This is a genomic window from Marinobacter sp. bablab_jr008 (assembly GCF_016464145.1).
GTDB classification, from domain to species: Bacteria; Pseudomonadota; Gammaproteobacteria; order Pseudomonadales; family Oleiphilaceae; genus Marinobacter; species Marinobacter nauticus.
In genome coordinates, this window is record NZ_JACDWW010000046.1 from 1 (window position 1) to 26,241 (window position 26,241).

Genomic DNA, 26,241 nt, shown 5'->3' on the forward strand with positions numbered 1-26,241 from the left:
ACCCATCACCTGAACACCAGCCTGCTGGAGGGCGTCAACAATCGCATCAAGGTCATCAAACGCATGGCCTACGGTTACCGGGATAACAGCTACTTCTTTTTGAAGATCAAAGCCGCTTTTCCCGGTATTCCGCGATGAACCTTTTTTTTGTGGTGCGCCAGGCATGGCGCGTAGCGCCTTGACGGGCGCTGTTCCGGTACAGGTGGTGCTGGCCGGATGACTTGGGGGTGCAAGTCCCCTGTGGACCCGGCAAGGGGAACCACTAGCCGAACGGCAAGGGTGTCCACCGCGAGGTGGAATCTGAAGGAAGCCGCAGGCAAAACACTGGCCCGACGAACAGAAATCGCATATGAGGCGGTCACACCGGGTAAGGCGGCCACTATCGCCAAAGCCCAGTACTTGCACGGAAGGTGTGGACGTAGATGCGGCGGGTATAAGTGTGAAGGTCACGCGTCTTACCCTGGGAAGTCTGGCACTCTGCCTCTGTGCTACCCACCTCGCGAGGGGTGGGGATGGGGGGCCAGAACTCAGCCGAAGTCATAGTAGGTACGTTACCGCGTACTGAAGGACTGAACATGGTTGGCCGCTAGTAGGCGGTAAGTTCTCGCAGTGTGCTTATGAAGACAGAAGTGACCCGGATGGGTCAGGGCATTCAGGAAGGGGCCGGGCGGAACCCGGCAGGTACTGAAGTCCGTGTCGAAGCAGACGCGGGGGCTCACTCGTGGACGAACGCGGAGCCGAACACGCAGATGGAACAGGTGCTGGAGCGCCCGAACCTGATGCGTGCGTATCAGCGGGTGGTTTCCAATAAAGGCGCGGCTGGTGTCGATCGGATGCCGGTGACCGCTTTGAAGAGCCACCTGCAACAGCATTGGCCAACGTTGCGTGACCGATTGTTGGCCGGAGACTACCATCCTCAGCCGGTACGCCGGGTCAGTATCCCTAAGCCGCAAGGCGGCGAACGGATACTGGGTATCCCCACGGTACAGGATCGTCTGATCCAACAAGCCCTTCACCAAGTGTTGAGCCCGATACTGGAACCGACCTTCTCGGACCACAGCTACGGGTTCCGTCCCGGTCGAAGCGCCCATCAGGCGGTCAAGGTGATGCAGCAGTTCATCAACGACGGCCACCGCTGGGTGGTCGATCTGGATCTGGCCCAGTTCTTTGACCGGGTCAATCACGATGTGCTGATGAGCCTGCTGGCCCGTCGCATCACCGACCGACGGATACTCACTCTGATCCGACGCTACCTGCGAGCCGGTATGCTCGACGGTGGGCTGGTCAGCCCGAGACGGGAAGGCACGCCGCAAGGTGGGCCCCTGTCGCCCTTGCTCTCTAATGTGCTTCTGACCGAACTGGATCGGGAGTTGGAACGGAGGGGGCACCGGTTCTGCCGCTATGCGGACGACTGCAATATCTACGTTCGCAGCAGAAGAGCCGGTGAACGGGTGATGACCAGCGTCACCCACTTCCTGGAAAGAGAACTGCGCCTGAAAGTGAACACAGACAAGAGCGCTGTGGATCGCCCTTGGCGCCGAAGCTTCCTGGGATACAGCGTGACCTGGCACAAGCAGGCACGGTTGAGGGTTGCACCGAAGAGCCTGAAGGCTTTTATGGCCAAGCTGCGACCATTGCTCAAACGATCAAGGGGGCAGTCACTGAATGCCACCATCCGATCCCTGAATCCGGTGCTGCGGGGCTGGGCGAATTACTATCGCCTGACGGCCTCGAAGCGCTCGGTGGAAGCATTGGATGGCTGGATACGGCGGCGACTGCGACTGATCCTGTGGCAGCAATGGAAGCGCCCCTATACGCGGGCGCGCAACCTGATGCGGCTGGGTCTGACAGAGCAGAGGGCTTGGATGAGTGCGACGAATGGTCGTGGTCCGTGGTGGAACAGCGGCGCGTCTCATATGAACGCGGCGCTGCCCAAGCGGGTGTTCAATGGCCTGTCTCTGGTAAGCTTGCTGGATACGATGGTTCGGCTTCAGTGCCGGCCGTGAACCGCCGTGGTACGGAACCGTATGCCCGGTGGTGTGAGAGGACGGGGGAGGTAACTCCCCCTCCTACTCGATTCTTTGGTTTGAGAACACAGACCAGACAGGCCGCCGGGGCGGCCTCGGGCAGAGAGATCAGTTGGCGTAGAACAGCAACGGCACAAAGGCAACCAGTATCAGGGAAATACCCATGGCAATCAGTGGCATGATGATGCGTTCGTGGCGCTGGTAGAAGGTTCCACCTTCCTGCTGGGCCGCCAGCACCTCAGCCTCGCCCACCACCTGGCGGGTGAGCAGATGATTCAGGGCTACAGGCGGGCTCAGGTAGCCAAGCTCGAAGGCTACCAGCGTCACCATCCAGAAATGCACCGGGTGAATACCGCTGGAGTAGGCTATGGTCGCCACCGTTGCGGTTACCAGAATCACCGCCCCGAAGGCGTCCATGATCATCCCCAGAATCACCAGGATCACTACCATCAGCAGCATGGCAGACCAGGGACTGTCGAACGCCTGAGGGAAAGTTTCCATGATGTGGGAGCGCTCGATCACACCACCAATGCTCACCGACAGCCCCAGCAGCAACAAAAGGGCGCCAATCTCAGCGGTGGTATCGTTGGTGGCCCCACGAACGCTGCGCTCCAGCCCCTGGTGATTGATCTCACCGGACGCCCGGCCCCGGCCATTTTTCAGGCTGATATGCTCATATACCAGAATGGCCAGCATGATCACCGGCAGCAACCGGGGTGCCGAAAATTCGTCCATCTTCACATCCAGGGCAAGCCGGTAGAACAGCACTACGGCAGCGATCACGATCACATAGGGAATCAATGGCCGCAAAGCCTGAATGGACGCCGGAAAGGCATCGGCCGCCGGGGCAAGGTCAAACTGGCTCTGCCGGTTCACCGTGAGAGCCACCATCGCAAACAGGGTGGCGGTCAGTACGAATACCCAGATGCCCCAGCCAAACAACTCATCGGTCGTCACCTCTCGGTTCAGGTAGGCAATCACCACCACCAGCAGACACGGCCGCAATACCACACCCAGGGAGCCCGACATGGCCGTGGCCGCCAGGGCCAGATGTCTGCGCGCGCCCGCCGCTCGGAGCTCACTGTAGATAACAGCACCGGCAGCAATCACAAAAATACCGGAAGCACCGGTATAGGCGGTAGGCACCGCCGCCACCAGAACAGCCACCACCGCCAGCATCTCCGGCGGCATACGCCAGGGCCGGAAAATATTGAAAACCAGTGTCGCCAGGCGCGTCTGCTTCAGCATCATGCCCACCCACACGTACAGCCCGACATTCAGGAACATGTCGGCCAGCTCCATCATCTTGCCCAGATAGATCCCGATACCGGAGGAATGACCGATCAGCGCGAAGTAAGTACCTGAAATCAGACACATCACGGTATAGAGCGGAACCGACAGAAACGCCTGGTTCAGATTGCCCCCCGGCGCCAGATTGTCGGACACGCGGAACAGGCGATAGAGGCTCGCCAGTGTCAGGCAGGCAAAGCCGACAATCCAGAAATTGTGCAGGAGCAGCTCCTCACCAGATACTGTGGTGCTGCTGGCCAGGCTGGATTGCCGGAAGATCACCGACGAGCCCAGCAACATGGCGTTGGCAATGGTTTGCAGGGTATAGGAGACGGTGTAGTCCAACCGGGTCTCCATGGCTCGCATGGCAATGTGATGGCGGGTGAGTGTGGCGGTCACCGCACACAGCATTACCAGAATCACCAGAACATAGCGTTGGGCTGTGAGCCCGAACGCGATCAGGTCGGCTACAAAAAGCTCTACCGCCCGATAGGCTTTCACACCGGGAGTCAGTTTGTCCTGCAGGTCTTCGTAACTGGCGTGAGCGGCCCGGCAATCCGCCACCGAGCGCTCTATGGCAAGACGGACTTCCCGGGGGTCTTTTTCATGGGCGCCAAGCAGTGCTGCCATCGGGTCGTCTGCCGGCGCTTGCTCAGCCAGCTCCCGGGCGACCTCTGCCTCAATATCCCGGTCGAGGTCGCACTCCGGTTGTACCGGGTCCATGCGCAGCTTGTAATAACCGCTCCAGAGCTGCTCACCAGCGCGCAACATCTGATTATGAATATCACTGCTGGTGGAGAACAGAACCACAGCCAGCAACAACAGACAGGCCGGCAGCGATGAAAACCACTCCAGACCACTACGACGAAAACCACCCTGGGGCATAACGGCTTACTCGGCTTGATGATGGTTACAACAGGTCGTCCAGATCCATGGTCTCGACCGGTTCACGCTGGTCATCCCAGAAGGCACCGAACTGCCCGATGGGAGTGCGGTGGCCGGTGTTTTCCACCCACAACCGATCCGAAATCGCCACCAGCATATTGGTCGCCATGGCATCCACAAACCGCCATTCCTCGTTGGCGGGATTGGCCTCAAGGGATTCAGCATGGTCCCGGATAACCGACTTCACCAGGGCTTCATCATTCTTGTTCATGGCCGCAATGGCCTGGAACACATGGCCCAGTCGGACGCCAGCTTCCTCACCCTGCTCCGCGGCAATGGCCAGGCGCTCGAAGGCATCTTCACCCTGGGGCTGGGTTCCCGGGATCATGGCCCAGACCGTGGCACGCAGGCCCATGGGGGCGCCCCACCATTTCTTGTTATCCAGACATTGGGTAGCACGGCCCACCACGGAGCCGGTATTGAACGGAACGCCCACCGAGGAAGTGGCCTGGATCTGGGCGTTAAGCGCCTGCAGCCCGGACAGCAAACCGGCCATGTACATGAACTCGTCCATGTCATCGTCGAAATCCGGGCACTCGGTTTCATCCGGGTTGCCATAGTGGCTATTGTGATGCTGCCAGCTTTTCAGATAGCGGCGAGCGGCCAGGGTATGGGCACGCTTCTGGCGAATAAAGGCGTCTTCCGCCGCGGTCGCGTCCATGGCGTACATGGCGGCCAACCCTGCCAGCTCATGCTCCCTGGCCTGCTCTTCCGCACAACTGCCCGAAGACAGGTAGAGCATCACAGCCAGTTGATCCGGCTCGCTGGTTACCCGACCAAACGACATCAACAGCGGCGCGGTAGCCTCGCTCATGGAACAGCCCATGGCCAGATCGTCCGACTCCATGAGGTAGGGGACGGTATGGTTGCGGGAGAAGCCCTTCATGACATCCCCCGTGGTCTTGTAGATCATGTTATTGACCGCCCCGCAGCCGCTCAGCAGGAGACCGGCAGTCAATGCCGCCACCATGCCGCGAAGCCCAGATGATGTTGTCGGGGATCTCCGGAAACCCTTCATACCTTTCAACCTTTTGTTCTTGTGTTTTGTCCAGAAGATGGGGGCGGACTGCACCATTTGTTACAGTCTGTAACCGACGCTCATTATGACGAACTCCGCCCCGGGTTTATGAGACCGATCCCGCAAATGACGCCTCCGGGAACATATCGTTACCGAAGAAGGTTTGCAGATTCAGCCCAAAGCCACTATAGATTGCTTCAGCCTCCGGCCTGGCCGGGGCAATAACCAACAACAATCAGAACGAATAATCAGGAGTATCCGATGCGCAAACCTGAACTTGCTGCTGCCATTGCCGACAAAACCGGGCTTACCCGGGAAAAGGCCGGAGAGGTAATCAACGCGTTTACCGACCAGGTATCGGCGGCTGCCGCGCGGGGAGAGGACGTGACACTGATCGGTTTCGGCACCTTCAATATCCGCAGCCGGGAAGCCCGCAACGGACGCAACCCGCAAACCGGCGCAAGCATCCAGATCCCTGCCAGCAAGACCGTGGGTTTCAAGGCCGGCAAGGCCCTGAAAGACGCCATCCGCTGATCACCTGCGGCCCGCTGTATGCGGGCCGCTCAGTGCCTCAGGAGGCGCACTCCGAACGGGAGCCATCCACCCGACAGCGAATCGCCTTCATCAACTTGATGGCGCGCTCGTCATAGACCCCGTCCTCCAACAGTGAGAGACGAACCTGGCGCAGCATCTTGTCGTACTCGGCCACGTCTTCCCGGGGCGGGTGCATCCAGACGTCGGCAGGAATCCCGGACTCCGCTTCTGCAATGATCTCGTAGGCCTGATCAATCCGCTTGATGGACTCATCCCGAACCATCTGGCCGGCGTCTTCCGGGAAACGGTCCCGATGAATAATGACCTGGAAGTTCATGTACGCCAGGGCATACTTGAACACCCCACCCTTGGAATTAACGCCCTTATAGAGTTCCAGAGGCTGATAGGCCACGGCTGGTGCATAGGCCAGGTCGACACTGCCATTATTGAACTTGCCGGCAAAGTTGGCGGAGTTGGAGCCAACCACCGATGCTCCGACATGACGGACCATGCGCACCGAGGCCGAGTCGTAATCCAGCGTTGCGATGCGTTTGCCCTGGAGTTTCTCGACCGAATCAATGGCCCGGTCGCGGGTATACAGGTAAATGGCCCCGGCAGGAAAGACACCGGCAACCTCATAGGGACCGTCAACCAGGAACGGCCGGGCCTTGGGCTGGCTCAGGGTGTTGTACAACAGGCGCATTTCTTCTTCACCCGGCACTGCCCCCATGGCTTCGAGACTGCCGGTAAACTTGTTGAATTCCCGGGCACGGGTGCCGGTCAGCAACACGGCATCGCACTGGCCAGCCTTGAAGTCTTCGGCCGCTACTTTTTCATCGGTGTAGGCACGCAGTTCCAGCTTGATGCCTCGCTTGAGGGCCACCGGCTGGAACTCCTTGGTAATGGCAAACAGCGGGCCATTGGCACCAACCGGGTCAAACACACAGAAACTGCGCTCAAGGATTTCATCCTGGGCCTGAACCAGGGAGGGTGCCACCACGCTGGCACACAGGACGGCCGCCATGGCGAGCCGGCGGGAAAAGCGGATTGATTTCACGGGATGACTCCTGAGTTTTTATTGTCGGGCCGGTCACATCCGGGTGACTGGCTCTCGTATTCTATGACCTGACCGTAGAGGGTCAGGTCATAGAATACGTTGGCTCAGGTGCCTGCCATCAAGGGTTTTTCAGCAAAACCGGCGAGTTCTGTGATGATGTCGACAGAGGCGGAGCCACCCCTGCCTCATTTTCAAAGTGGGGTTCCGGGAGCCTGCCAGGCGGTGCGACCTGCCACCAGGGTGAGTTTCACCTCCCCTGGCAGGGCTCGTTCCAGAACCGGAGCGTGCCGGCCAGCCGACAGCAGCGTTGCAGCGGAAGGCTGCCAGTGGCCATCCGGGTCAAACAGACAAAGATCAGCAGCAGCCCCGGCCGTCAGAGCCACTTCCCGGCCCAGGACAGCCGCCGGCCCGGCGGTCAGTGCCCGCAGCAAATCCGGCAATTCCAACTCATGATTCTGTACCAGCTCCAGACCCAGGGACAGCACGCTTTCGATGCTCGACAGCCCGGGCTCGGTCGCGGGCAGCGGGGCCTGCTTGGCCGCGGAATCATGGGGCTGATGCTGACTCACAATTGCATCGATAACGCCGTCCCGCACACCGGCCACCAGCGCCTGACGGTCGGATTCTCCGCGCAGGGGAGGCCGGACATGAAAACGACTGTCGAAGCCGGCCAGGGCCGACTCGGTGAAGACCAACTGGTGCATGGCAACATCGGCGGTAACCTTCACGCCGCGATCCCGGGCCTGGGCCAGCATCTCGACGCTGCGGGCGCAGGACAGCTGGCTCAGGTGCAGGCGCACCCCGGTCTCTTCTGCCAGCAGTAGCATTTCCATAACCGCGGCCGTTTCGGCCACCTCGGGAATACCCAGTAGCCCCAGACGCGTGGTGACCTGGCCATCATGGGCGTAGCCATCGGCCGCCAGTGCCGTATTTTCCGGACTGAACATCACGGTCAGTCCGAAGGTCTGGGCATAGGCCATACACCGGCGCAGAATGCGGGCATTGCGCACGCCCCGGGAACCATTGCCGACCGCCACGCAACCGGCTGCTTTCAGGCCGGCCATATCACTGAGCATATCGCCATCAAGGCCACGGGTGATGGCACCGATCGGCAGCACCCGAACCACACCTCGGGAGGCCACGCTGTCGAGAATCAGATTGGTCACGGCACCGGAATCATTGACCGGCGAGGTTTCCGGCGAGGCACAGACCGTGGTGAAACCACCATGGGCGGCGGCTCGTGTTTCCGAGGCAATATTGCCCTTCTGGCCATTGCCCGGCTCCCGGAGATTACAGCAAAGGTCGATAAAACCGGGCGCGATCACCTGCCCGGCGGCGTCCAGTGTTGCCGCGCCCTCGGCTGCCTGAGCCTGCGCTCCAACCGCCTCTATGCGACCATTGCGCACCAACAGCCCCGGGTTACTGATCAACCCCTTGCCCGGCTCAAACAACTGCCCGCCGGTCAGTTTCAGGCCGCCCTCATTCCAGTTCGCTGATGCTGTCATGCCCGACCCTCCTGCTGTTCCTGCTGTCTTTGCTGACGCTCCGCCATCTGACCGCCCATGGCCATGGACATCACCGCCATCCGGATAGCAATACCGTTGGTGACCTGATTAAGAATGACCGACTGGGGCCCATCGGCCACTGCCGACTCAATCTCGACCCCGCGGTTGATCGGGCCCGGATGCATGACGATGCAATCGGGCTTTGCCAGCCCCAGCTTTTCCTGATTCAGCCCGTACAGACGGTAAAACTCACGTTCACTGGGTAGCAGGGCACCTTCCATGCGCTCCTTCTGAAGCCTCAGCATGATCACCACATCCAGGTCTTTCATGCCGCGGGCCATGTCGTATTCCACGGTACAACCAAGATCCTCGACATCTCTGGGCAGCAGCGTGCCGGGAGCAATCACCCGTACCTCTTCCGCGCCCAGCACATTCAATGCGCGAATCTGCGAGCGCGCCACCCGGGAGTGCAGCACATCCCCGACAATGGCAACTTTCAGGCCTTCAAAGCGGCCCTTGTGCTGACGGATGGTCAGCATGTCCAGCATCGCCTGGGTGGGATGGGCGTGGCGGCCGTCACCGGCATTGATGATGGCGACGCCCGGGGTCACACTCTCGGCTATGAAATGCGGCGCGCCACTCTGGGAATGACGCACTACGAACATATCCGAGGCCATGGCCTCCAGATTAAGCAGGGTATCGGACAGGGATTCACCCTTGGAGGTAGCTGAGGTAGAGATATCCAGGTTCAGGACGTCGGCAGACAGGCGCTTGGCCGCGAGTTCGAACGTACTCCTGGTCCGGGTACTGGATTCAAAGAACAGGTTGACTACGGTGCGGCCTCTGAGAAGGGGCACTTTCTTGATACTTCTCTCTCCCACCTCAATAAAGGAGTCGGCGGTGTCGAGAATATCCGTGAGCAGTGGCTGGCCCAGGCCATCCAGCGTCAGGAAATGCCGCAACTGACCATCCCGGGTCAGCTGCAAGTGGTTCGGGGAAGGGTCGTTCGCGGTCATGGCTCGCCTGTTATCAGTTGGGAAGGTTTACTGCCCGGATTCCTGTACTTCAATGCGCAGTGGCTCGGGGCCACGCAGTTTCACTCGTTGATGGGCTTCCAGCGTCAGGGCCCGTCCCACCACATCCGGCTGGATTGGTAGTTCCCTGGCGCCCATATCGATCAGCGTGGCCAGTATGATACTGGCCGGACGGCCGTAGTCGAATATTTCGTTCATGGCAGCCCGGATCGTCCGGCCACTCATGATCACGTCGTCGATCAGGATGATGTCCCGGCCTTCGGTATCAAACGGCAGACTGGACGGCATCACCCGGGGGTTCAGACCAATGCGGCTGAAGTCATCCCGGTAGAACGAGATGTCCAGCTCTCCGAAAGGCTGGGCAATACCCAGGCGCTTCCCCAACACATCCGCCAGCCAGACACCGCCGGTCCTGATTCCGATCAGCACCGGGTCATCCACGCCACGCGCCTGGAGAATCTGACGCAGGCCGGATTCCAAGGTGTCGAGCAGCTGGTCTATATCAAGCAATGCGGTCATTACAGCCTCGTTTATCAGATCAGCCGGCCTGCTCCCGGCACCAGGTTTCCAGTATCAGCACGGCGGCACGGTCATCGACGCCGTGGCGGCCGAAATCGCGGCTGCCACCACCGGCCATCACCTCGCCCTTGGCTTCGTAGCTGGTGAGTCGTTCATCCACCATTTCGACCGTGACATGGTAGCGGCCGTGCAAACGCTTGCCGAACTTGCGGGCCCGCGCGCACATCTCATTTTCGGTGTCATCCATATTCAGAGGCAGGCCAACCAGGACAATATCCGGCTGCCATTCCGCCAGCAGCGCCTCGATCTGCTGCCAGTCGGGAATCCCGTCCCTGGCCGGAAGCATGGCCAGGGGCTGGCCGGTTCCGAGCATTTCCTGCCCTGACGCCACCCCGATACGCCGGGTGCCGAAATCAAAGGCCAGTAGTCGACGGTTACCGGGATCAGGCATGACCCACCGAATCACTGAGCTGGTTCAGATCAATGCCCATCAGGCGGAGTACTGCCTGGTAACGTTGGTCTGCCGGCGTGCGGAACAGAATGTCGGTACTGGCCGGGCAGGTCAACCAGGCATTGCTGCCCAGCTCTTCCTCCAGCTGACCCTCGCCCCAGCCAGAGTAACCCAGTGCCACCAGAAACGATTCCGGCCCCTCATCCCGGCCAATGCTTTCCAGAATATCCCGGGAGGTGGTCAAGAACACCCCATCGGTGACTCGCGCGGTATTCTTCCACTGCCGGCCCGGCGAGTGCAGAACAAAGCCGCGCTCTGGCTGAACCGGCCCGCCGGTGTATACCGGCAAGTCCAGTTCCCCGCCGTGCATGTCGAGCTGCTCGAGGATCTCACCCAGGTGGATATCCAGCGGCTGATTGATCATCAGCCCCAGCGCGCCCTCCTCCGAGTGTTCGCAAAGGTAGATCACCCCACCGTGAAAGCGGGGATCAGCCAACCAGGGCGAAGCCACCAGGAAGTGGTGCCTGAGACTGCCTGTGGTGTCGTGTTCGGCCGTCATCCTGATGTAAGCCCCCGTCTCTGAAATGACCAGGTGCGTATGATTTCCAGTTCGTCCACGTCCTGACGCATTTCCTCCGGGAAAGGCGCAAACGGAGCGGCCATACGCACAATTCGGATTGCGGCATCATCCAGCACCGTGCTGCCGGAGGACTGGAGGATTGCCACTTCCTTGATTGTGCCATCTTTCTTCAGCGAAACCAGCATGCGCAGGGTGCCGTAGATGCCTGCCTGCCTGGCTTCGGTGGGATAGTTGATGTTGCCCACCCGGGTCACCTTGCTCACCCAGTTCTGCACATACCAGGCGTTGCTGGACTTCAGGGTCGAGGCTGCCGTTACCCGCATTACCCGGGGTTTGCGGGCATAGGCCCGCTGCTGTGCGTCAAACCGCGCCTCCAGGCTGGCAATCTCCAGGCTGCGCTCCATCAGGCTCTTTTTCTCGCTCTGGGGCAAGGGCTCTTCCTGGGGCTCGGTTCGCTCCTCGGGCCTTGACGCCTGGCGCTCGGTGCGAGTCTCGGTCTGGACGACCGCCCGCTCCTGTTGAGGCTGAGGCCGGGTGGTGGTCTGTGGCTCGGGTTGCACCTGGGCCAGCTCCGGCTGACTGATCTCGGAGGGATTGGGCGAGGTCATTTCCATGGCCTGCTCTTCCGAGCCACTGCCCTGTTGACTGGTCTGGGCCAGAAAATCGGCTTTCTCCGGCGCCTGCTCATCGTCGAACCGGGACAGGGTAATTTCCATGGTCTGAGCCGAAGACCGGGGCGATTCCGGGGCAAAGGTAATCCCCAACACCAACATGGCATGAACGGCCAATGCCATAAACAGGGTGAAGGAAAACCGATCGAAATCGCTAACCTGGGTTGCCATGACGGTTCCTGAGTCTCCTTGTGCGCTCAAAAGCTGTGATCGGTCTTCAGTCTCTGGCCAGACGTCGCTCGATGGCGTCCATCAGCATGCCGGCAATGTCGATGCCAAACGCCGCATCCAGCTCACGAATGCAGGTGGGGCTGGTGACGTTGATTTCCGTGAGATAGTCACCAATGACATCAAGCCCCACGAACATCAGACCCTTTTCCTTGATCACCGGCGCTACCCGGGCACAGATCTGACGGTCACGCTCGGTCAGCTCCCGGCCCTCACCACGACCTCCGGCGGCCAGGTTGCCGCGATTCTCACCGTGTGACGGAATGCGTGCAAGGGCATAGGGTACCGGCTCGCCCTCAATCAGCAGAATACGCTTGTCACCTTCGGTGATTTCGGGGATGAATTTCTGGGCCATGGCCTGATGGCTGCCGTAATTGGTGAGGGTTTCGATGATGACCCCGAGATTGGCATCGTTTTCCTTGACCCGGAATATCGAGCGGCCACCCATGCCGTCCACTGGTTTCATGATGATGTCACCATGTTCGGCATAGAATTCCCGGAAACGCTGGGCAGAGCGGGTCACGATCAGCGGCGGTGTCAGGTCTTCAAACTGGGTGGCAAACAGTTTTTCGTTGCAGTCCCGCAGAGTGGCCGCCGGATTGACCACCAGAGCGCCCTGCTGCTCCGCCGATTCCAGTATATAGGTGGCCATCAGGAATTCCCGGTCCACCGGTGGGTCCTGCCGCATCAGAATCACGTCCAGATCACCGAGCGCACGATCCTGACTGGCGCCGAAGCTGTACCAGTTGTCCGGATCCATGTGCACAGTCAGCCCACGGGTGTGAGCCCGGGCCTGGCCGCCCGCAAGATAGAGATCCGGCAGTTCCATGTACTCGATTTCCCAGCCACGTTTCTGGGCGGCATGCAGCATGGCCAGAGAACTGTCTTTCTTGAAGTGAATATCCTGAATGGGATCCATCACGATCCCCAGCCGGATTGTCATAGCGTCTCCTGGAACTGTCGGTAAGAAAACACGAACCGGTCAGCAGAGCGAACCGGTTATTAAGTGCTATGCTGAGAGGTCAAATGGTATTGTACCCGAGCCGCGAATGCATCCGGAGAAATCCGCAGATAAATCCGTGATGGCAGCGGCAGAAGTACATTTGGTCACAAACTAATACTTTTTATCCAGCCATGGATACTCTATAAATGAGCGGGGTTTATAGAACAACCTTAACGTTTGTGTTAAAACCCCCGTTCGAAAATAACGACAGTCGCTAGAGCGCAAGGCAGTTGGACAATGGATGACAACTTCGAGAACCTGAAGATCATGGTGATTGACGACAGCAAGACCATTCGTCGCACCGCGGAAACCCTTCTTAAAAAGGTTGGCTGTGAGGTTATCACTGCCACAGACGGCTTTGACGCTCTGGCCAAGATTGCCGACTCCCAGCCGGACATCATTTTTGTCGATATCATGATGCCCCGCCTGGACGGCTACCAGACCTGCGCACTGATCAAGAACAATTCCTCTTTTAAAAAGACGCCGGTTATCATGCTTTCGAGCAAGGACGGCCTGTTCGACAAGGCAAAAGGCCGAATCGTAGGCTCGGACCAGTATCTGACCAAACCGTTCAGCAAGGATGAGCTGCTTAACACCATCCGCCAATACATGCCTCAGGCGGAACAGTAACCCCTGCTGACACACAGAACCATCGAGGAAACCATGGCCCGCATTCTGATTGTTGACGACTCGCCAACTGAAGTTAAGAAGATTTCCACCATTCTGGAAAAACACAAGCACGAAGTGCTGACCGCAGATAATGGCGCCGATGGTGTGGCCAAGGCCCGCGCGGAAACTCCGGATCTGGTGCTGATGGATGTTGTCATGCCCGGCCTGAACGGCTTTCAGGCGACCCGCCAGCTGACCCGTGCGCCGGAAACCGCTTCCATCCCGGTTGTGATCGTAACCACCAAGGATCAGGAAACTGACCGGGTGTGGGGAACCCGCCAGGGTGCCAAGGGTTATCTGGTCAAGCCAGTTAACGAAGACGACCTGATCAAAACAATCAACAGCCTGATTGCCTGATCCCCAACCTTGGAGTACGCATGTCCGCCCAGGCCGCCCCTTTTGCCGTTCTGACGGATATCGCCCAGCGCAGCCGGTCCATGGCCGCCGGTCTGCCGGAACAACAGGAAGCCGTTGAACTCTGGAACGGCATCGGTTTTATTCTCTCGGGCGAGCGCTATGTTGCCCCCATGGGCGAAGTTACCGAAATCCTGCATGTACCCCGGTTCACCCATGTTCCGGGGGTTCGGTCGTTCCTGATGGGAGCGGCCAATGTTCGCGGCCGCCTGTTACCCCTGGTCGATCTCGCCACCTTTTTCGATGTGCCCCGCTCTTCCCGCAGCCTGCGTGAACGGCGGGTTCTGGTGGTTGAGCAGGGCGACGTATTCAGTGGCCTGGTCGTCGACAGCGTACTGGGCATGCAGTACTTCGCCAAAGACAGTTTCAGGGCCACCCCCGACGGGGTGCCCGACAGCGTTCGTCCGTTTGTGAGCGGCGGTTACGAGCGTAATGAGGAGGTCTGGAAAGTGTTCTCAGCCACCGATCTGGTGGAAGACGAACGCTTTCTTGATGTTGCACAGTGGTAAGGGTGATGGTACTGGCAGGAACATCACCCTGACCGTCTGAAACCCGCTACACATACTTGCCATTTCCAGAAGAAAGAGGCCGGGAGCCAGAAAATGAAAAACAGAGCCGGAAGACTCAGTATGGGACAGGGAGGCAACAAACTGGTTGCCGGCCTGATCGCAGCGCTGATTGCACTTACCGTCCTGCTCGTTGTGGTACTGTTCATCATTAACCAGGACAGTCAGCACGACCAGCAGTACATCGCCAACACCGCGGAAATGCGGGTACTCTCCCAGGAGATCGCGAAGAACGCGACCGAGGCCGCCGGTGGTACCGCCGAAGCCTTCGACCAACTCCGTCGTTCGCGGGATGAGTTCCAGCAGCTCTGGACCAACGTTACCGAGGGCAACCCGGAAACCGGCCTCCCGCCCAGTGAACTGGCCCAGCAAAGTGGCGTACAGGAACACTGGAACACCGTTCGTGAAAATGCCGACAGCATCCTGTCTACCCGTGATGCGGTACTCGGCCTGCACGAAGTAGCCCGGACCCTGAACGAAACCATTCCCCAGCTGCAGGTGGAATACGACGACATCGTTCAGATCCTGCTGGATAACGGCGCCCCTGCCGAGCAGATTTCCCTGGCCCAGCGCCAGTCGCTGCTGGCAGAGCGTATTGTCCGCTCCGTTAACAACGTACTGTCCGGTGACGAAGATGCGGTTATCGCGGCCGACCGTTTCGGCCGGGACGCCAGCCTGTTTGGCCGGGTACTTGACGGCCAGCTTAACGGCAACCCCGCCATGGGCATCTCCCGCGTAGCGGACGAAGACGCCATCTATGGTCTGGAAGCGGTTGACGAGCTGTTCCAGTTCGTTTCCCAGAACGTAGACGCGATCCTTGAGGCCTCTCCCGACCTCTTCAAGGTTCGTACCGCCGCAAGTGACATCTTCCAGAACTCCGAGAACCTGCTGGCCGAACTGTCGACTCTGGCCGACAACTTCGCTACCCAGTCCAGTTCCCGTCTGATCAGCCCGACCCTGGCCTTCGCCATCCTGGCCGCCATGGTTGCGATTGTTGTCTTTATCGGTCTTGCCCTGTACCGCGACGCCCAGGAGCGTCTGGCCACCACCCAGGAGCAGAACGAACAGAACCAGAACGCGATCCTGCGACTGCTGGACGAACTGGCCGACCTGGCCGATGGTGACCTGACCACAGAGGCCACGGTAACCGAGGACTTCACCGGTGCCATCGCCGACTCCATCAACTACGCGATCGACCAGATGCGCGGCCTGGTACAGGCCATTCGTGGTACTGCGGTACGAGTAGCTTCCGCCGCCCAGGAAACTCAGGCCACGGCCATGCACCTCGCCGATGCATCCGAGCACCAGGCCCAGGAAATTGCCGGCGCCTCTGCCGCGGTTAACGAGATGGCCGTGTCCATCGACCAGGTATCCTCGAACGCCGCCGAATCCTCCGCGGTTGCGGAGCGGTCGGTTGCGATCGCGAAGAAAGGCGCAGAAGTGGTACAGAACACCATTCGCGGCATGGATAACATCCGGGAGCAGATCCAGGAAACTTCCAAGCGGATCAAGCGTCTGGGTGAATCCTCCCAGGAAATCGGTGACATCGTATCCCTGATCAACGACATTGCCGACCAGACCAACATCCTGTCCCTGAACGCGGCAATCCAGGCCTCCATGGCCGGTGACGCGGGCCGGGGCTTCGCGGTGGTTGCGGACGAAGTTCAGCGCCTGGCGGAACGTTCCTCTGCAGCAACCAAGCAGATCGAAGCCCTGGTTAAGACGATCCAGTCGGATACCAACGAAGCGGTTATCTCCATGGAACACACCACCGCCGAGGTGGTCCGTGGTGCCCGACTGGCCCAGGACGCGGGTATCGCCCTCGAGGAAATCGAGAACGTATCCATGTCCCTCGCGGAGTTGATCCAGAACATCTCCAACGCCGCCCGTCAGCAGTCGTCCTCTGCGGCGCACATTTCCAACACCATGAACGTTATCCAGGAAATCACCTCCCAGACTTCCTCCGGTACCAACGCTACCGCGAAGTCTATCGGTAACCTGGCAGAAATGGCCTCCGAGCTGCGGTCCTCCGTTGCCGGCTTCACCCTGCCGGATGAGGAAATGGCCAATCAGGAAGAAGAGGAAAACAGCGACGTACCGGTGGTCAGCTGATCACCGGCCCGGGGCAGATGACGGTCTATGGCGCATACGCATAACCAACTGTCACCCGCCGAAGGCATCTGGTCACTGCGCCGTCTTCCGGATATGGACGACGCGCAGTTCAGCCAGTGGCAGACCTTGCTGGAGCACCGCACCGGCATAACCCTGACCACCGAACGGCGCTCATTTCTGGAAACCAATCTTGGCATCCGGATGCGCGAAATCGGTTGCAGCAGCTACCAGGCCTATTACGAGAAAATCGTCTCCGGCCCGGATGCTGTCAGGGAGTGGGCCACACTGGTAGACCGGCTCACTGTTCAGGAAACCCGGTTTTTCCGGGACCCGGACGCCTTCCGGCTGGTGGCGGATTATGTGCTTACACGTCCCCGGGAACAGTTCAGGAAGCGGGCCCTGGAGGCCTGGAGTGTTGGCTGCTCCACCGGCGAGGAGCCTTACACGCTCGCGATGATCCTGAACGAGGGCATGGCTCAGTTGGGCGTGCAACCGCTCTTCGGCGTAACCGGCTCGGACATCAGTCAGCCGGCCATCGAAAAAGCGCGCCAGGGCCGGTTTAATGCCCGCAAGTTGCTGGGAATGGAAGAAGACCTGAAAGCCAGGTATTTCCGCCCCTCGGAGCGGAATACCGTAGAAATTGTGAACAGCATCCGTGACCGGGTGTGCTTTACCAGGCTCAATGTTCTGGATCTGGATAAAGCACCCATGCACGGGATGAACATTATCTTCTGCCAGAACCTGCTGATCTACTTCCGTCGCTGGCGCCGACGGGAGATCGTCAAACGGCTCGCAGAGCGTCTGGCACCGGGGGGGTTACTGGTGCTTGGCCAGGGTGAACTGACCGACTGGCAGCCACCGGGCCTGCAGAGGGTTCCCTCGGAACATGTACTGGCGTGGATCAAGCGCCAGTCCGACGAAGAATAACCGGAGTGGTTATGGGCAATCACCATGACAGCATCGCCCTCGACTGGGTTCGGGGAGAGATACAGGACACGCTGACCCAGGGCCAGCATGCACTTGAAGCGTATGTCGAGAATCGCGACGACACTGCGCGCCTGCGCTTCTGCCTGAATTACCTTCACCAGGTACACGGTACCCTGCAAATGGTGGAACTCTACGGTGCAGCATTGCTCACCGAAGAGATGGAAAAACTGACCCAGGCCATTCTCAACGAAAGCGTGACCAGCGTTGACGATGCCGTCAACGTGCTGATGCAGGCCATTCTGCAGCTGCCACAGTATCTGGAGCACATTGGCAGCAGCAGCGATGACTTTCCCATGGTTCTGCTGCCGCTGCTCAACGATCTCCGGGCCGCCCGGGGCGAATCCCTGTTGTCCGACACCTCCCTGTTCAAGCCGGATCTCTCTGCTTCACAGATGAAGGTCAGCGGCAAGGTGTCTGAACGCCTGCACGATCCAAAAGTCCTGGGCCACCTGCGCAAGCTGCGCCAGATGTACCAGTTTGCCCTTGCTGGCGTGGTTCGCGAGGCGGACCTCGACGCCCATTTCGATTACATGCAGAAGGTAATCCAGCGGTTGGTGCGCCTGTGCCAGAAAACGCCCCGGGGCGAACTCTGGAAAGCGGCCAGTGCCTTTGTCGACACTCTGCAGGCCCGGGTCAACCCGGTGAACACCGCCGTCAAATCCCTGCTCAGAGAACTGGATTCCGAGATCCGCCGGCTCACCGACGAACATACAGACATCCTTCAGCAGCCGGTTCCGGAAGCGCTGTTCAAACACCTGTTGTATTACGTCGCCCGCGCCCGGGATCTCGATCGCCCTCAGGTTCAGGCGCTGCGTCAGGCCTATCAGTTGGACAGCGCCCTGCCCTCGGAAGACGACGTGGATGCGGCCCGCAACCGGGTATCCGGTCCAGGCCGGGACGCCATCCACTCCGTGGTCAGTGCCCTCAACGAAGAACTGGCTCGACTGAAAGATCAGCTTGACCTGTTTGTGCGGGCCGAATTTCGTCAGAACAGCGAACTGGACGAGTTACTGCCCGGCCTGCGTCAGGTTGCCAACACCCTGGCCGTTCTTGGTCTTGGCATTCCCCGGAAGGTCGTCACCGAACAGATTGAACTGGTAGAAAAACTCTGCCAGCAGGCCGAAGTGGTCGACGACGGCACCCTGATGGACATTGCCGGTGCCCTACTTTACGTGGAGGCCAGTCTGGCTGGTCTCGACAGCGAGCGACGCCCGGAGCAGTCGTCCGGCTCGGCCGAGGAAGCCTCCGCCATCAACATGGGCTCCCGTGAACTCGGAGAGGCCAGCGAAGCGCTGATCCGCGAATCCCGGAATACCCTTGAGCAGGTTAAATCCGCCATCGTTAATTTCATTGCCTCCCAGTGGGATGCCCGTGAAATCGAACACGTACCCGGACTCCTGCACAGTATCCGTGGCGGTCTGAGCCTGGTGCCACTGGATCGCGTTGCCGATATGCTCGCCTCAGCCGAGCGTTACGTCACCGACGTATTGCTCAGCAACAAACAGGTTCCGGACTGGAAACAGCTCGACACCCTGGCCGATGCCGTTACCAGTATCGAGTATTACCTTGAGAGACTGGCAGATGGCATCAGCGATAACGACGCAATCCTGCGCGTGGCCGAAGACAGCCTCGCCAGTCTCGGCTTCCCGGTCGGACAGGAGCCCACCTGGAGCCTGACGGAAGAAGCTGAAGAGGCCCCGGCTGAAGTACCCGTTGCTGAAGAACCTGAGGCAAGCGCCGAAGAGACCACCGCACCAGAGGCCAAAACCTCTGATGCCGAGCTGCTGGATGATGAGATCCTCGGCATTTTTGTTGAGGAAGCGGAAGAAGTTCTGCAGACCATCCACGAGTTCTATCCGAGGTTGCGCCAGGATCACGACGATCGCGAAGCTCTGACGGAAGTTCGCCGGGCTTTCCATACCCTCAAAGGCAGTGGCCGCCTGGTCGGCGCCACCAGCATTGGCGAACTGGCGTGGTCGGTGGAAAATCTGCTCAATCGGGTCATCGATCAGACCATCAAACCGACCGATGACATGTTCACCCTGGTGGACCAGGTCAACGCCCGTATTCCTTCCCTGATTGAGGACTTCCGGAACGGCGAGACCAGTGGCGACGTCAACGAGCTGATTGAACAGGCTGAAGCGCTGGCAACGACCCGACGCGCAGAAACCGGACCGGCTGCCGAAGAGACCACAGGCGAAGCAGAAACTGCAGACGAGGCCGCCGCCGAGCACGAAATCGAAATTCCCGAAACACCCGCTACCGCACCAACGAGCGAAGTTGAGGAAGCGGACGACAGTGACGATCTGATTGATGACGAAATCCTCGAGATCTTTATTGAGGAAGCTGGCGAGGTACTCGACACCATTCGCGAATACCTGCCTATGCTGCTACGTCAGCACGATGACCGCAGTGCCCTGGCAGAAGTTCGGCGGGCCTTCCATACCCTGAAAGGCAGTGGCCGGATGGTTGGCGCTACCGTGATCGGGGAGCTAGCGTGGTCGGTCGAGAACATGCTGAACCGGGTGATCGACGGCAGCGTGTTCATGAATGATGATATTGCCCAGCTGCTTCAGGATGTCACCGATTCGGTGCCGGCGCTGGTCACCGATTTTGAGAAACGCCAGGCGCCGAGCCTGAACACATCTGCCATGGAGGCGCGGGCCAATGCCCTGGCCAATGGCGAAATTCCCGATGCCACCGCCATGCCGCTGGTGGACACCGACACAGAGTCTGCAGAGGAAACAACGGCCGGTACCGTCACTCCGGAAGACAGCATTGAGTATGATGCCCTGCCCGGAGAAGACGAAGTGGATCCGGTGCTGCTGGATATCTTCGAGAACGAAACCGAAACCCATCTGCAGACCATCAAGGAATACCTGGAGGCTGCGGGCGACAAAGCCACCGCCGCCTACACGGACGATCTCTCTCGGGCGTTGCATACCCTGAAAGGCAGTGCCAACACCGCCGGTATCGCGCCGATTGCGGAAGTCATTACGCCGCTTGAGCGCTTTATCAAAGAATCCCGGGCTCAGAACAAACGGGCAGACCGCGACGTACTGGCGCTGATCAGTGATGCGGCGGGCTTCCTGACCCAAGGGCTTGCCCAGATTCGGGAGAATCCCCAGGCACCGCTGGCAGGCACCGACGAGTACCTTGAGCGCCTGCACCAGGTGTGTGAGCAGACACTCACCAGCCATGCCCAGGCAGACGACGAACAACCCGCCAGGAAATCGTCGTCACAGCTGGTACAGCTGTTCCTGGGTGAAGGCCTGGATATCGTTCTGGATGCCGAAAGCATTCTCGATCGCTGGTCTGAAAACCCGCAGCAGGACGAGGCACTGGCAACCCTCCGTGCCGAACTGGAGCAACTGACCCAGGGTGCGACGGACGCCAATCTGCCCGATGTTGCCGAACTGACCGCCGCTTTGACCCGCACCTACACCGCGATTTCAGAGCAGGGCCTGCCGCCGGGCGATAATGTATTCCAGACCCTGCGCGCCGGCCATGAGCAGTTGATTAACATGATGGATCAGGTGGCGGCCGGGCTGGCTACTGAACCCAGCCAGGAACTGATTCAGGAACTCGAGGCGCTGGCACAGGCAACCGCAGCCGAGCCCGCAGAACCGGATGAGTTCGAGCAGCAGTTCACCGACGACCTGGAAGAGATCGACCTCAGCCTGGAGATGGATGAACTGGAGCAGGCAACAGAAGAACCTGAGCTGACAGAAACGCCGCCACTGCCGGAAACGTCTGAAGACGATCAGGCCATGGACGACGAGCTGGCAGCAATCTTCCTGGAGGAAGCCCGCGACCTGATTGACAGCACCGCGGAAGCCCTGCACAGCTGGAGCGAGGATACATCAAACCTGGACCTCCTGCGGTTGCTCCAGCGTGACCTGCACACCCTCAAGGGTGGCGCCCGACTGGCCGACATTCCGGCCGTGGGTGATCTGTCCCACGAACTGGAAAACCTGTTTGAAGGACTGACCGAGCAGAAATTCTCGATCAATGACACTCTGTCTGACCTGTTGTTCCGCTGCCATGACCGGCTTGCCGGCATGGTCGAGGCACTTGAAGCCGGTGAGCCGCCGAGGCCCGCGCCGGATCTGATCACCGAGATTCATGCCTACATCGATGGCGCCCGTGGCACTCGCCCGGTAACCGATGTACACACCGACGACTCGACAGAACCGGAAGACGAAGAGCTGACCCTGCCGGAGCCGGAGCTCGAGGAAAGCACCGAAGAAACTGCAGGTGCAGAGGAGGAAGAGCTCCAGGCCACCGATCTGTCCCATCTGGACCCGGAACTGGTGGGCATTTTCCTGGAAGAAGCCTACGACCTGATCAACTCAACCGGCAGTGCCCTGCATACCTGGAGCGAAGACCCCTCGAACCGGGAGGTTGCTGCCGAACTGCAGCGTGATGTGCATACCCTCAAGGGTGGCGCCCGCATGGCCGGAGTCGAGGCCATCGGCGATCTCACTCACGTGCTTGAGGATCTGTTCGAAAAAGTGGCCGAAGGCCAGCTTGAAGCCAGCGGTCAGATGACCGACTTGCTGTTTGCCTGCCACGACCGCCTGGCCCAGATGGTAGAGCAGGTGGCGACCCAGAAGCCGTGCCCGCCAGCCGAAGAACTGGTGCATCAGGTTCAGGCCATTCTGCGCGGCGAATCCCTGCCTTCGGAGGCACCGCCGCAGTCAGAGCCGGGTGAGCCCGACGTTAGCGAACTGGAAGAACTGGAAATCAGTGAACAGCCGGCGACGGAATCCGAAGAATCCGCGTCCAGCCTCAGCGAGAGCCTGGAGGACGCCACCGACGACGATCTGGTTGGCATCTTCCTGGACGAAGGCCTGGAAATCCACGAGGCCATTACCGAATGCCTCGACCAGTGGCGCGAGGAGCCGGAGGAGCTGGCTGGCATTACCCGCCTCCAACAGGAACTGCACACCCTGAAGGGCGGCGCGCGACTGTCGGATGTCGACCCGATTGCGGATCTGGCCGAAGCCTGGGCCGACGCCCTGGACCAGCTGATTGCCGGCGACCGGGACCAGTCGGCCATGCTTGGCCTGAGTGACCGCGCCGCGGCCGGCCTGAAATCCATGCTTGATGCGCTGGAAGACAGCCGCAAGCCCGACGCCGACGCGGCCCTGATCAACGCGTTGCGTACTGCCGCGCCAGCAGAAGATACGTCCGGAACCGAATCACCGGAGGCTGAAACGGCGGAAGCGGACTCCGTAGACCCTGAAGTGCTCGAGATCTTCCTGGAAGAAGCTGGCGAAATCATGGACCAGCTGGAGCAGCTACTGGATGACTGGCGTCGTGAGCCGGCCAACGAGCACTTCAACCGGGAAGCTCAACGGGCACTGCATACTCTCAAAGGCGGCGCCCGTCTATCCCAGCTCTCCGAGCTTGGCGACAAGGCTCATGCTTTCGAGACCCGCCTGATTGATCTGGGCGGTAACGCGCCAACCGAGGAGCAATGGCAGGCCATCACCGGCGATCACGATGCCATCATCGCGCTGGTGGCGGATATCCGCAAACGCTTTGAATCCGGCGCACCGGCACCTGCCGCGCAGCCGGAAAAAGCACCCGAACCGGTTCGCGACGAACCCGCGCCGGTGCCAAAGGCCACCACTGCGGAGCCAGCCCCGACCAAACCGGTTCCGGCACCAGCGAAACCGGAGAAGTCCGCGGCCCAGACACGCAAGAAAGCGGCCGATGCACAAAGAGCCGCCCAGGAAACCATTCGGGTATCGGCACCGCTGCTGGATGAGCTGGTTAACCTGGCCGGTGAAACCAGTATTACCCGGGGTCGCCTGGAACAGCAGAGCAGTGATTTCAGTTACACCCTGGACGAAATGGCCGCCACCATCGAACGTCTGCGGGAACAGCTGCGGCGCATGGATATCGAAACCGAAGCGCAGATCCTGTTCCGGGCCGAGCAGGAGCACGGGCCGGATTACGGCGACGATTTCGATCCGCTGGAAATGGACCGCTACTCCTCTATCCAACAGCTGTCACGGGCCCTGAGCGAATCCACTTCGGACCTTGCTGATTTGCGTGAAACCCTGTCCGAGCGGGTTCGGGACACCGAAACCCTGCTGGTTCAGCAATCACGGATCAATACGGAACTCCAGGAAGGTCTGATGAAGACCCGGATGATTCCGTTCTCCTCCATGGTGCCCCGTCTGCGCCGCATCGTGCGCCAGATCAGTGGCGAACTCGGCAAGAAAGTCGATTTCGACGTGCGCAATGCTGAAGGGGAAATGGACCGGAACATTCTGGAGCGGATGGTCGCGCCGCTGGAGCACATGCTCCGCAACGCGCTGGACCACGGCATCGAAACGCCGGAAGACCGCACCAAGGCAGGAAAACCGGCCACAGGTGAAGTGGTTCTGTCCCTGACCCGGGAAGGCGGTGATGTGGTGTTGAGGATGATGGACGACGGTAAAGGCATTCCGTCCGACGTTATCCGCGACAAGGCCGTTCGCCAGGGCCTGATGCGCGCCGACGAAGACCTCTCGGAAAGGGAAATCCTGCAGTTCATTCTGCAGCCGGGCTTCTCCACCGCCCAGCAGGTTACCCAGATTTCCGGTCGTGGTGTGGGCATGGACGTGGTTGCCAGCGAAATCAAACAGCTCGGCGGCAGCCTAGACATCGATTCCGCCCTGGGCCGTGGCACCACCTTCACCGTACGCCTGCCGTTCACCGTGTCGGTCAACCGTGCATTGATGGTGTCCACCGGGGAAGACTTCTACGCCATCCCGCTCAACACCATCGAAGGTATTGTCCGGGTCAGCACCTACGAGCTGGAAGAGTACTACAAGCCAGATGCCCCCATGTACGAGTATGCCGGCCAGCAGTATCGCCTGCAGTACCTGGGCAGCCTGCTCAACAGTGACCACCAGCCCAAGCTTCAGGGCCAGGCCCTGCCGCTGCCGGTCATTCTGGTGCGCGGCGCCGAGCAGCCCATGGCTCTGCAGGTGGACCAGCTGATGGGTAGCCGTGAAATCGTGGTTAAATCCCTCGGGCCGCAGTTCAGTTCCGTCCGGGGCGTTTCCGGTGCCACCATTCTCGGTGACGGCAACGTGGTTGTGATCCTCGACTTGCCGGCGATGATCCGCTCCGACATCCTGTCCGAACGTCAGCGCCTGGCGAACCTGGAAAAGGCACGGGACAGCGCCCGCTACGAGGAAAAAGCCACGACGGTTATGGTGGTGGACGACTCCGTTACGGTGCGCAAGGTGACCTCCCGTCTGCTGGAGCGCAATGGCATGGAAGTGGTGACCGCCAAAGATGGTCTCGACGCCGTTGCCCAGCTTCAGGACCACCGGCCGGACATCATCCTGCTCGATATCGAAATGCCCCGTATGGATGGTTTCGAAGTGGCCAGCTTTGTGCGCCACGACGACAACCTGAAAGATACGCCGATCTGCATGATCACCTCACGGACGGGCGAGAAGCACCGGGAACGTGCTCTGGCCATCGGGGTCAACGAGTACCTTGGCAAGCCGTTCCAGGAAACCGAGCTGCTTGACACCATCAAGCGGCTGACCGGGAACCGGTGATGGCCGGCCCTAACGGCCGGCCTGGCGTCGGGATTGTGTCCGATGTGGTGCTTCAACGGCATCGGCTGCAGGCGGCGACCGGAAAATTTGGCCTGGACGTCAGCTTCTCGGGAGATCCCGAGCGGCTGATGGACTACCCGGCGTTTCCGGACGCGGCGCTCTGGCTGGTGACCCTGGAAGACGAAGCGGACCACCCGGCACTGTTCGAGCATCTGCTGGAAAATACAGAAGCACCGGTCTTATTCGGCCTGGACCAGGCTCCCAAGCCCGGCACCACGGAATACTTCCGCTGGGAACGCCGGCTGCTCGACAAGCTGGAAAAACAGCTCGGGCATCTGGAGCAGCTGGATACCGCCAATGACATTGAAGAGCTGGCCGAGACCACGCCAGATGCGGTGGACGCGCCTACGCTGCCACACTGGATAACTCCGGCGGCGCCGGGTTCGGTGGCTGAGGAAGTCTGGATTCTCGGAGCCTCGCTGGGCGGTCCTGCAGCGGTGAAGACCTTTCTCGATCACCTGCCGCCAAGGCTACCGGTCGGGTTTATCTACGCCCAACATATTGATGGCAATTTTACCGAAGTCCTCACCCGGGTTCTGGGCCGGCACGCCCACTATTCGCTGAAGCGGGCCGAGGAGGGCTATCGGGTACGCAATGGCGATGTGGTGCTGATGCCCGTAGAAAGAGAGTGGTCCTTTGATCGCCAGGGCCAGCTGACGGAACTGAATCATCCCTGGCCGGGCCCTTATGGCCCATCGATAGATCAGGTGTTGCTGAACGTGGCGGATCACTATGGCAAACACTGCCATGCCATCCTGTTTTCCGGCATGGGCAACGACGGCGCTATCGCTGCACCCATGCTGAAGGCCTATGGCAGCCGCATCTGGGTTCAGGAAAGCACCAGTTGTGGAAACAGCTCCATGCCCGATTCGGTGGCCGCCACCGGCTGCGCCAGCTTCTGTGGCACTCCGGAGCAACTGGCCAGGGAACTGGTAAAAGTCATTGAGAACAACTGCCTGCTCAAGGGCCGGCAAAAACGGGATTCCGCCTGAGGTAACAA

General features: G+C 60.0%; 20 protein-coding genes. 10 read left to right on the forward strand and 10 right to left on the reverse strand.

Translation table 11 applies throughout. The features are described 5' to 3' along the window. Both JIF53_RS04220 and ltrA read left to right on the forward strand, forming a co-directional pair. Positions 1-138, forward strand: a 138-nt coding sequence (locus JIF53_RS04220) for a transposase (protein WP_199451900.1), incomplete at its 5' end; no start/stop codon positions are given. Positions 139-617: 479 nt separating this feature from the next. After that, positions 618-2,006, forward strand: a complete 1,389-nt coding sequence (ltrA, locus tag JIF53_RS04225) for a group II intron reverse transcriptase/maturase (protein WP_199451901.1) — start codon at positions 618-620, stop codon at positions 2,004-2,006. A 129-nt stretch (positions 2,007-2,135) separates the two neighbouring features. Here the strand turns inward: ltrA and JIF53_RS04230 are convergent, their stop codons facing one another. Next, positions 2,136-4,202 carry a TRAP transporter large permease subunit gene (locus JIF53_RS04230; RefSeq protein WP_011787159.1) on the reverse strand — a complete coding sequence of 689 codons (2,067 nt, stop codon included), beginning with the start codon at positions 4,200-4,202 and terminating at the stop codon, positions 2,136-2,138. A 25-nt stretch (positions 4,203-4,227) separates the two neighbouring features. Then, the gene (locus JIF53_RS04235; RefSeq protein ID WP_011787160.1) at positions 4,228-5,280 is read right to left on the reverse strand and encodes a hypothetical protein; all 1,053 of its coding nucleotides are present in this window, start codon (positions 5,278-5,280) and stop codon (positions 4,228-4,230) included. A gap of 261 nt (positions 5,281-5,541) precedes the next feature. On the opposite strand from JIF53_RS04235, the gene JIF53_RS04240 reads away from it, so the two are divergent. Next, entirely contained in the window at positions 5,542-5,814 is a 273-nt protein-coding gene (locus JIF53_RS04240; protein WP_011787161.1) for an HU family DNA-binding protein, read from the forward strand. Between the two features lie 37 nt (positions 5,815-5,851). On the opposite strand, the gene JIF53_RS04245 is transcribed toward JIF53_RS04240, so the two are convergent. The 8 genes from JIF53_RS04245 to gshB all read right to left on the reverse strand — a co-directional run bounded on the left by JIF53_RS04245 (position 5,852) and on the right by gshB (position 12,802). Continuing rightward, the gene (locus JIF53_RS04245) at positions 5,852-6,871 is read right to left on the reverse strand and encodes a putative solute-binding protein (RefSeq protein WP_014422989.1); all 1,020 of its coding nucleotides are present in this window, start codon (positions 6,869-6,871) and stop codon (positions 5,852-5,854) included. 191 nt (positions 6,872-7,062) lie between these two features. Further along, the gene (locus tag JIF53_RS04250) at positions 7,063-8,376 is read right to left on the reverse strand and encodes a dihydroorotase (protein ID WP_199451902.1); all 1,314 of its coding nucleotides are present in this window, start codon (positions 8,374-8,376) and stop codon (positions 7,063-7,065) included. Beyond that, a complete protein-coding gene (locus JIF53_RS04255) occupies positions 8,373-9,392 on the reverse strand; it encodes an aspartate carbamoyltransferase catalytic subunit (protein ID WP_022991331.1) in 1,020 nt (339 codons plus the stop codon). Before JIF53_RS04255 ends, JIF53_RS04250 begins: the two co-directional genes overlap by 4 nt. 27 nt (positions 9,393-9,419) lie before the next feature. Further along, positions 9,420-9,929: a bifunctional pyr operon transcriptional regulator/uracil phosphoribosyltransferase PyrR gene (gene pyrR / locus JIF53_RS04260; RefSeq protein ID WP_011787165.1), complete on the reverse strand. Its 510-nt coding sequence runs from the start codon at positions 9,927-9,929 to the stop codon at positions 9,420-9,422. Between the two features lie 19 nt (positions 9,930-9,948). Continuing rightward, complete coding sequence (gene ruvX / locus JIF53_RS04265; protein WP_153739614.1) at positions 9,949-10,380, reverse strand: Holliday junction resolvase RuvX; 432 nt, start codon at positions 10,378-10,380, stop codon at positions 9,949-9,951. Next, on the reverse strand, positions 10,373-10,939 hold the full coding sequence (locus tag JIF53_RS04270; RefSeq protein WP_153739615.1) for a YqgE/AlgH family protein: 567 nt from the start codon (positions 10,937-10,939) through the stop codon (positions 10,373-10,375). The genes ruvX and JIF53_RS04270 overlap by 8 nt, the downstream gene beginning before the upstream one ends. Beyond that, positions 10,936-11,802, reverse strand: coding sequence for an energy transducer TonB (locus JIF53_RS04275; protein WP_153739616.1), 867 nt, complete (start codon positions 11,800-11,802; stop codon positions 10,936-10,938). Before JIF53_RS04275 ends, JIF53_RS04270 begins: the two co-directional genes overlap by 4 nt. 46 nt (positions 11,803-11,848) lie before the next feature. Next, complete coding sequence (gene gshB, locus JIF53_RS04280; RefSeq protein WP_011787169.1) at positions 11,849-12,802, reverse strand: glutathione synthase; 954 nt, start codon at positions 12,800-12,802, stop codon at positions 11,849-11,851. Between the two features lie 297 nt (positions 12,803-13,099). Between gshB and pilG the strand changes: the two genes are divergently transcribed. The 7 genes from pilG (at position 13,100) to JIF53_RS04315 (ending at position 26,233) form a co-directional block, all read left to right on the forward strand. Continuing rightward, positions 13,100-13,492, forward strand: a complete 393-nt coding sequence (gene pilG, locus JIF53_RS04285; RefSeq protein ID WP_011787170.1) for a twitching motility response regulator PilG — start codon at positions 13,100-13,102, stop codon at positions 13,490-13,492. 33 nt (positions 13,493-13,525) lie between these two features. Beyond that, the gene (gene pilH, locus JIF53_RS04290; RefSeq protein ID WP_011787171.1) at positions 13,526-13,888 is read left to right on the forward strand and encodes a twitching motility response regulator PilH; all 363 of its coding nucleotides are present in this window, start codon (positions 13,526-13,528) and stop codon (positions 13,886-13,888) included. A gap of 20 nt (positions 13,889-13,908) precedes the next feature. After that, entirely contained in the window at positions 13,909-14,454 is a 546-nt protein-coding gene (locus JIF53_RS04295) for a chemotaxis protein CheW (protein WP_011787172.1), read from the forward strand. Between the two features lie 93 nt (positions 14,455-14,547). Then, positions 14,548-16,623: a methyl-accepting chemotaxis protein gene (locus JIF53_RS04300; protein ID WP_011787173.1), complete on the forward strand. Its 2,076-nt coding sequence runs from the start codon at positions 14,548-14,550 to the stop codon at positions 16,621-16,623. Between the two features lie 27 nt (positions 16,624-16,650). Further along, a complete protein-coding gene (locus tag JIF53_RS04305; protein ID WP_011787174.1) occupies positions 16,651-17,550 on the forward strand; it encodes a CheR family methyltransferase in 900 nt (299 codons plus the stop codon). Between the two features lie 11 nt (positions 17,551-17,561). Next, complete coding sequence (locus JIF53_RS04310) at positions 17,562-25,181, forward strand: Hpt domain-containing protein (RefSeq protein WP_199451903.1); 7,620 nt, start codon at positions 17,562-17,564, stop codon at positions 25,179-25,181. Beyond that, positions 25,181-26,233 (forward strand): chemotaxis protein CheB, encoded by a 1,053-nt coding sequence (locus JIF53_RS04315; protein WP_113879315.1) that lies wholly within the window; start codon positions 25,181-25,183, stop codon positions 26,231-26,233. The genes JIF53_RS04310 and JIF53_RS04315 overlap by 1 nt, the downstream gene beginning before the upstream one ends. Positions 26,234-26,241: the final 8 nt, after the last annotated feature.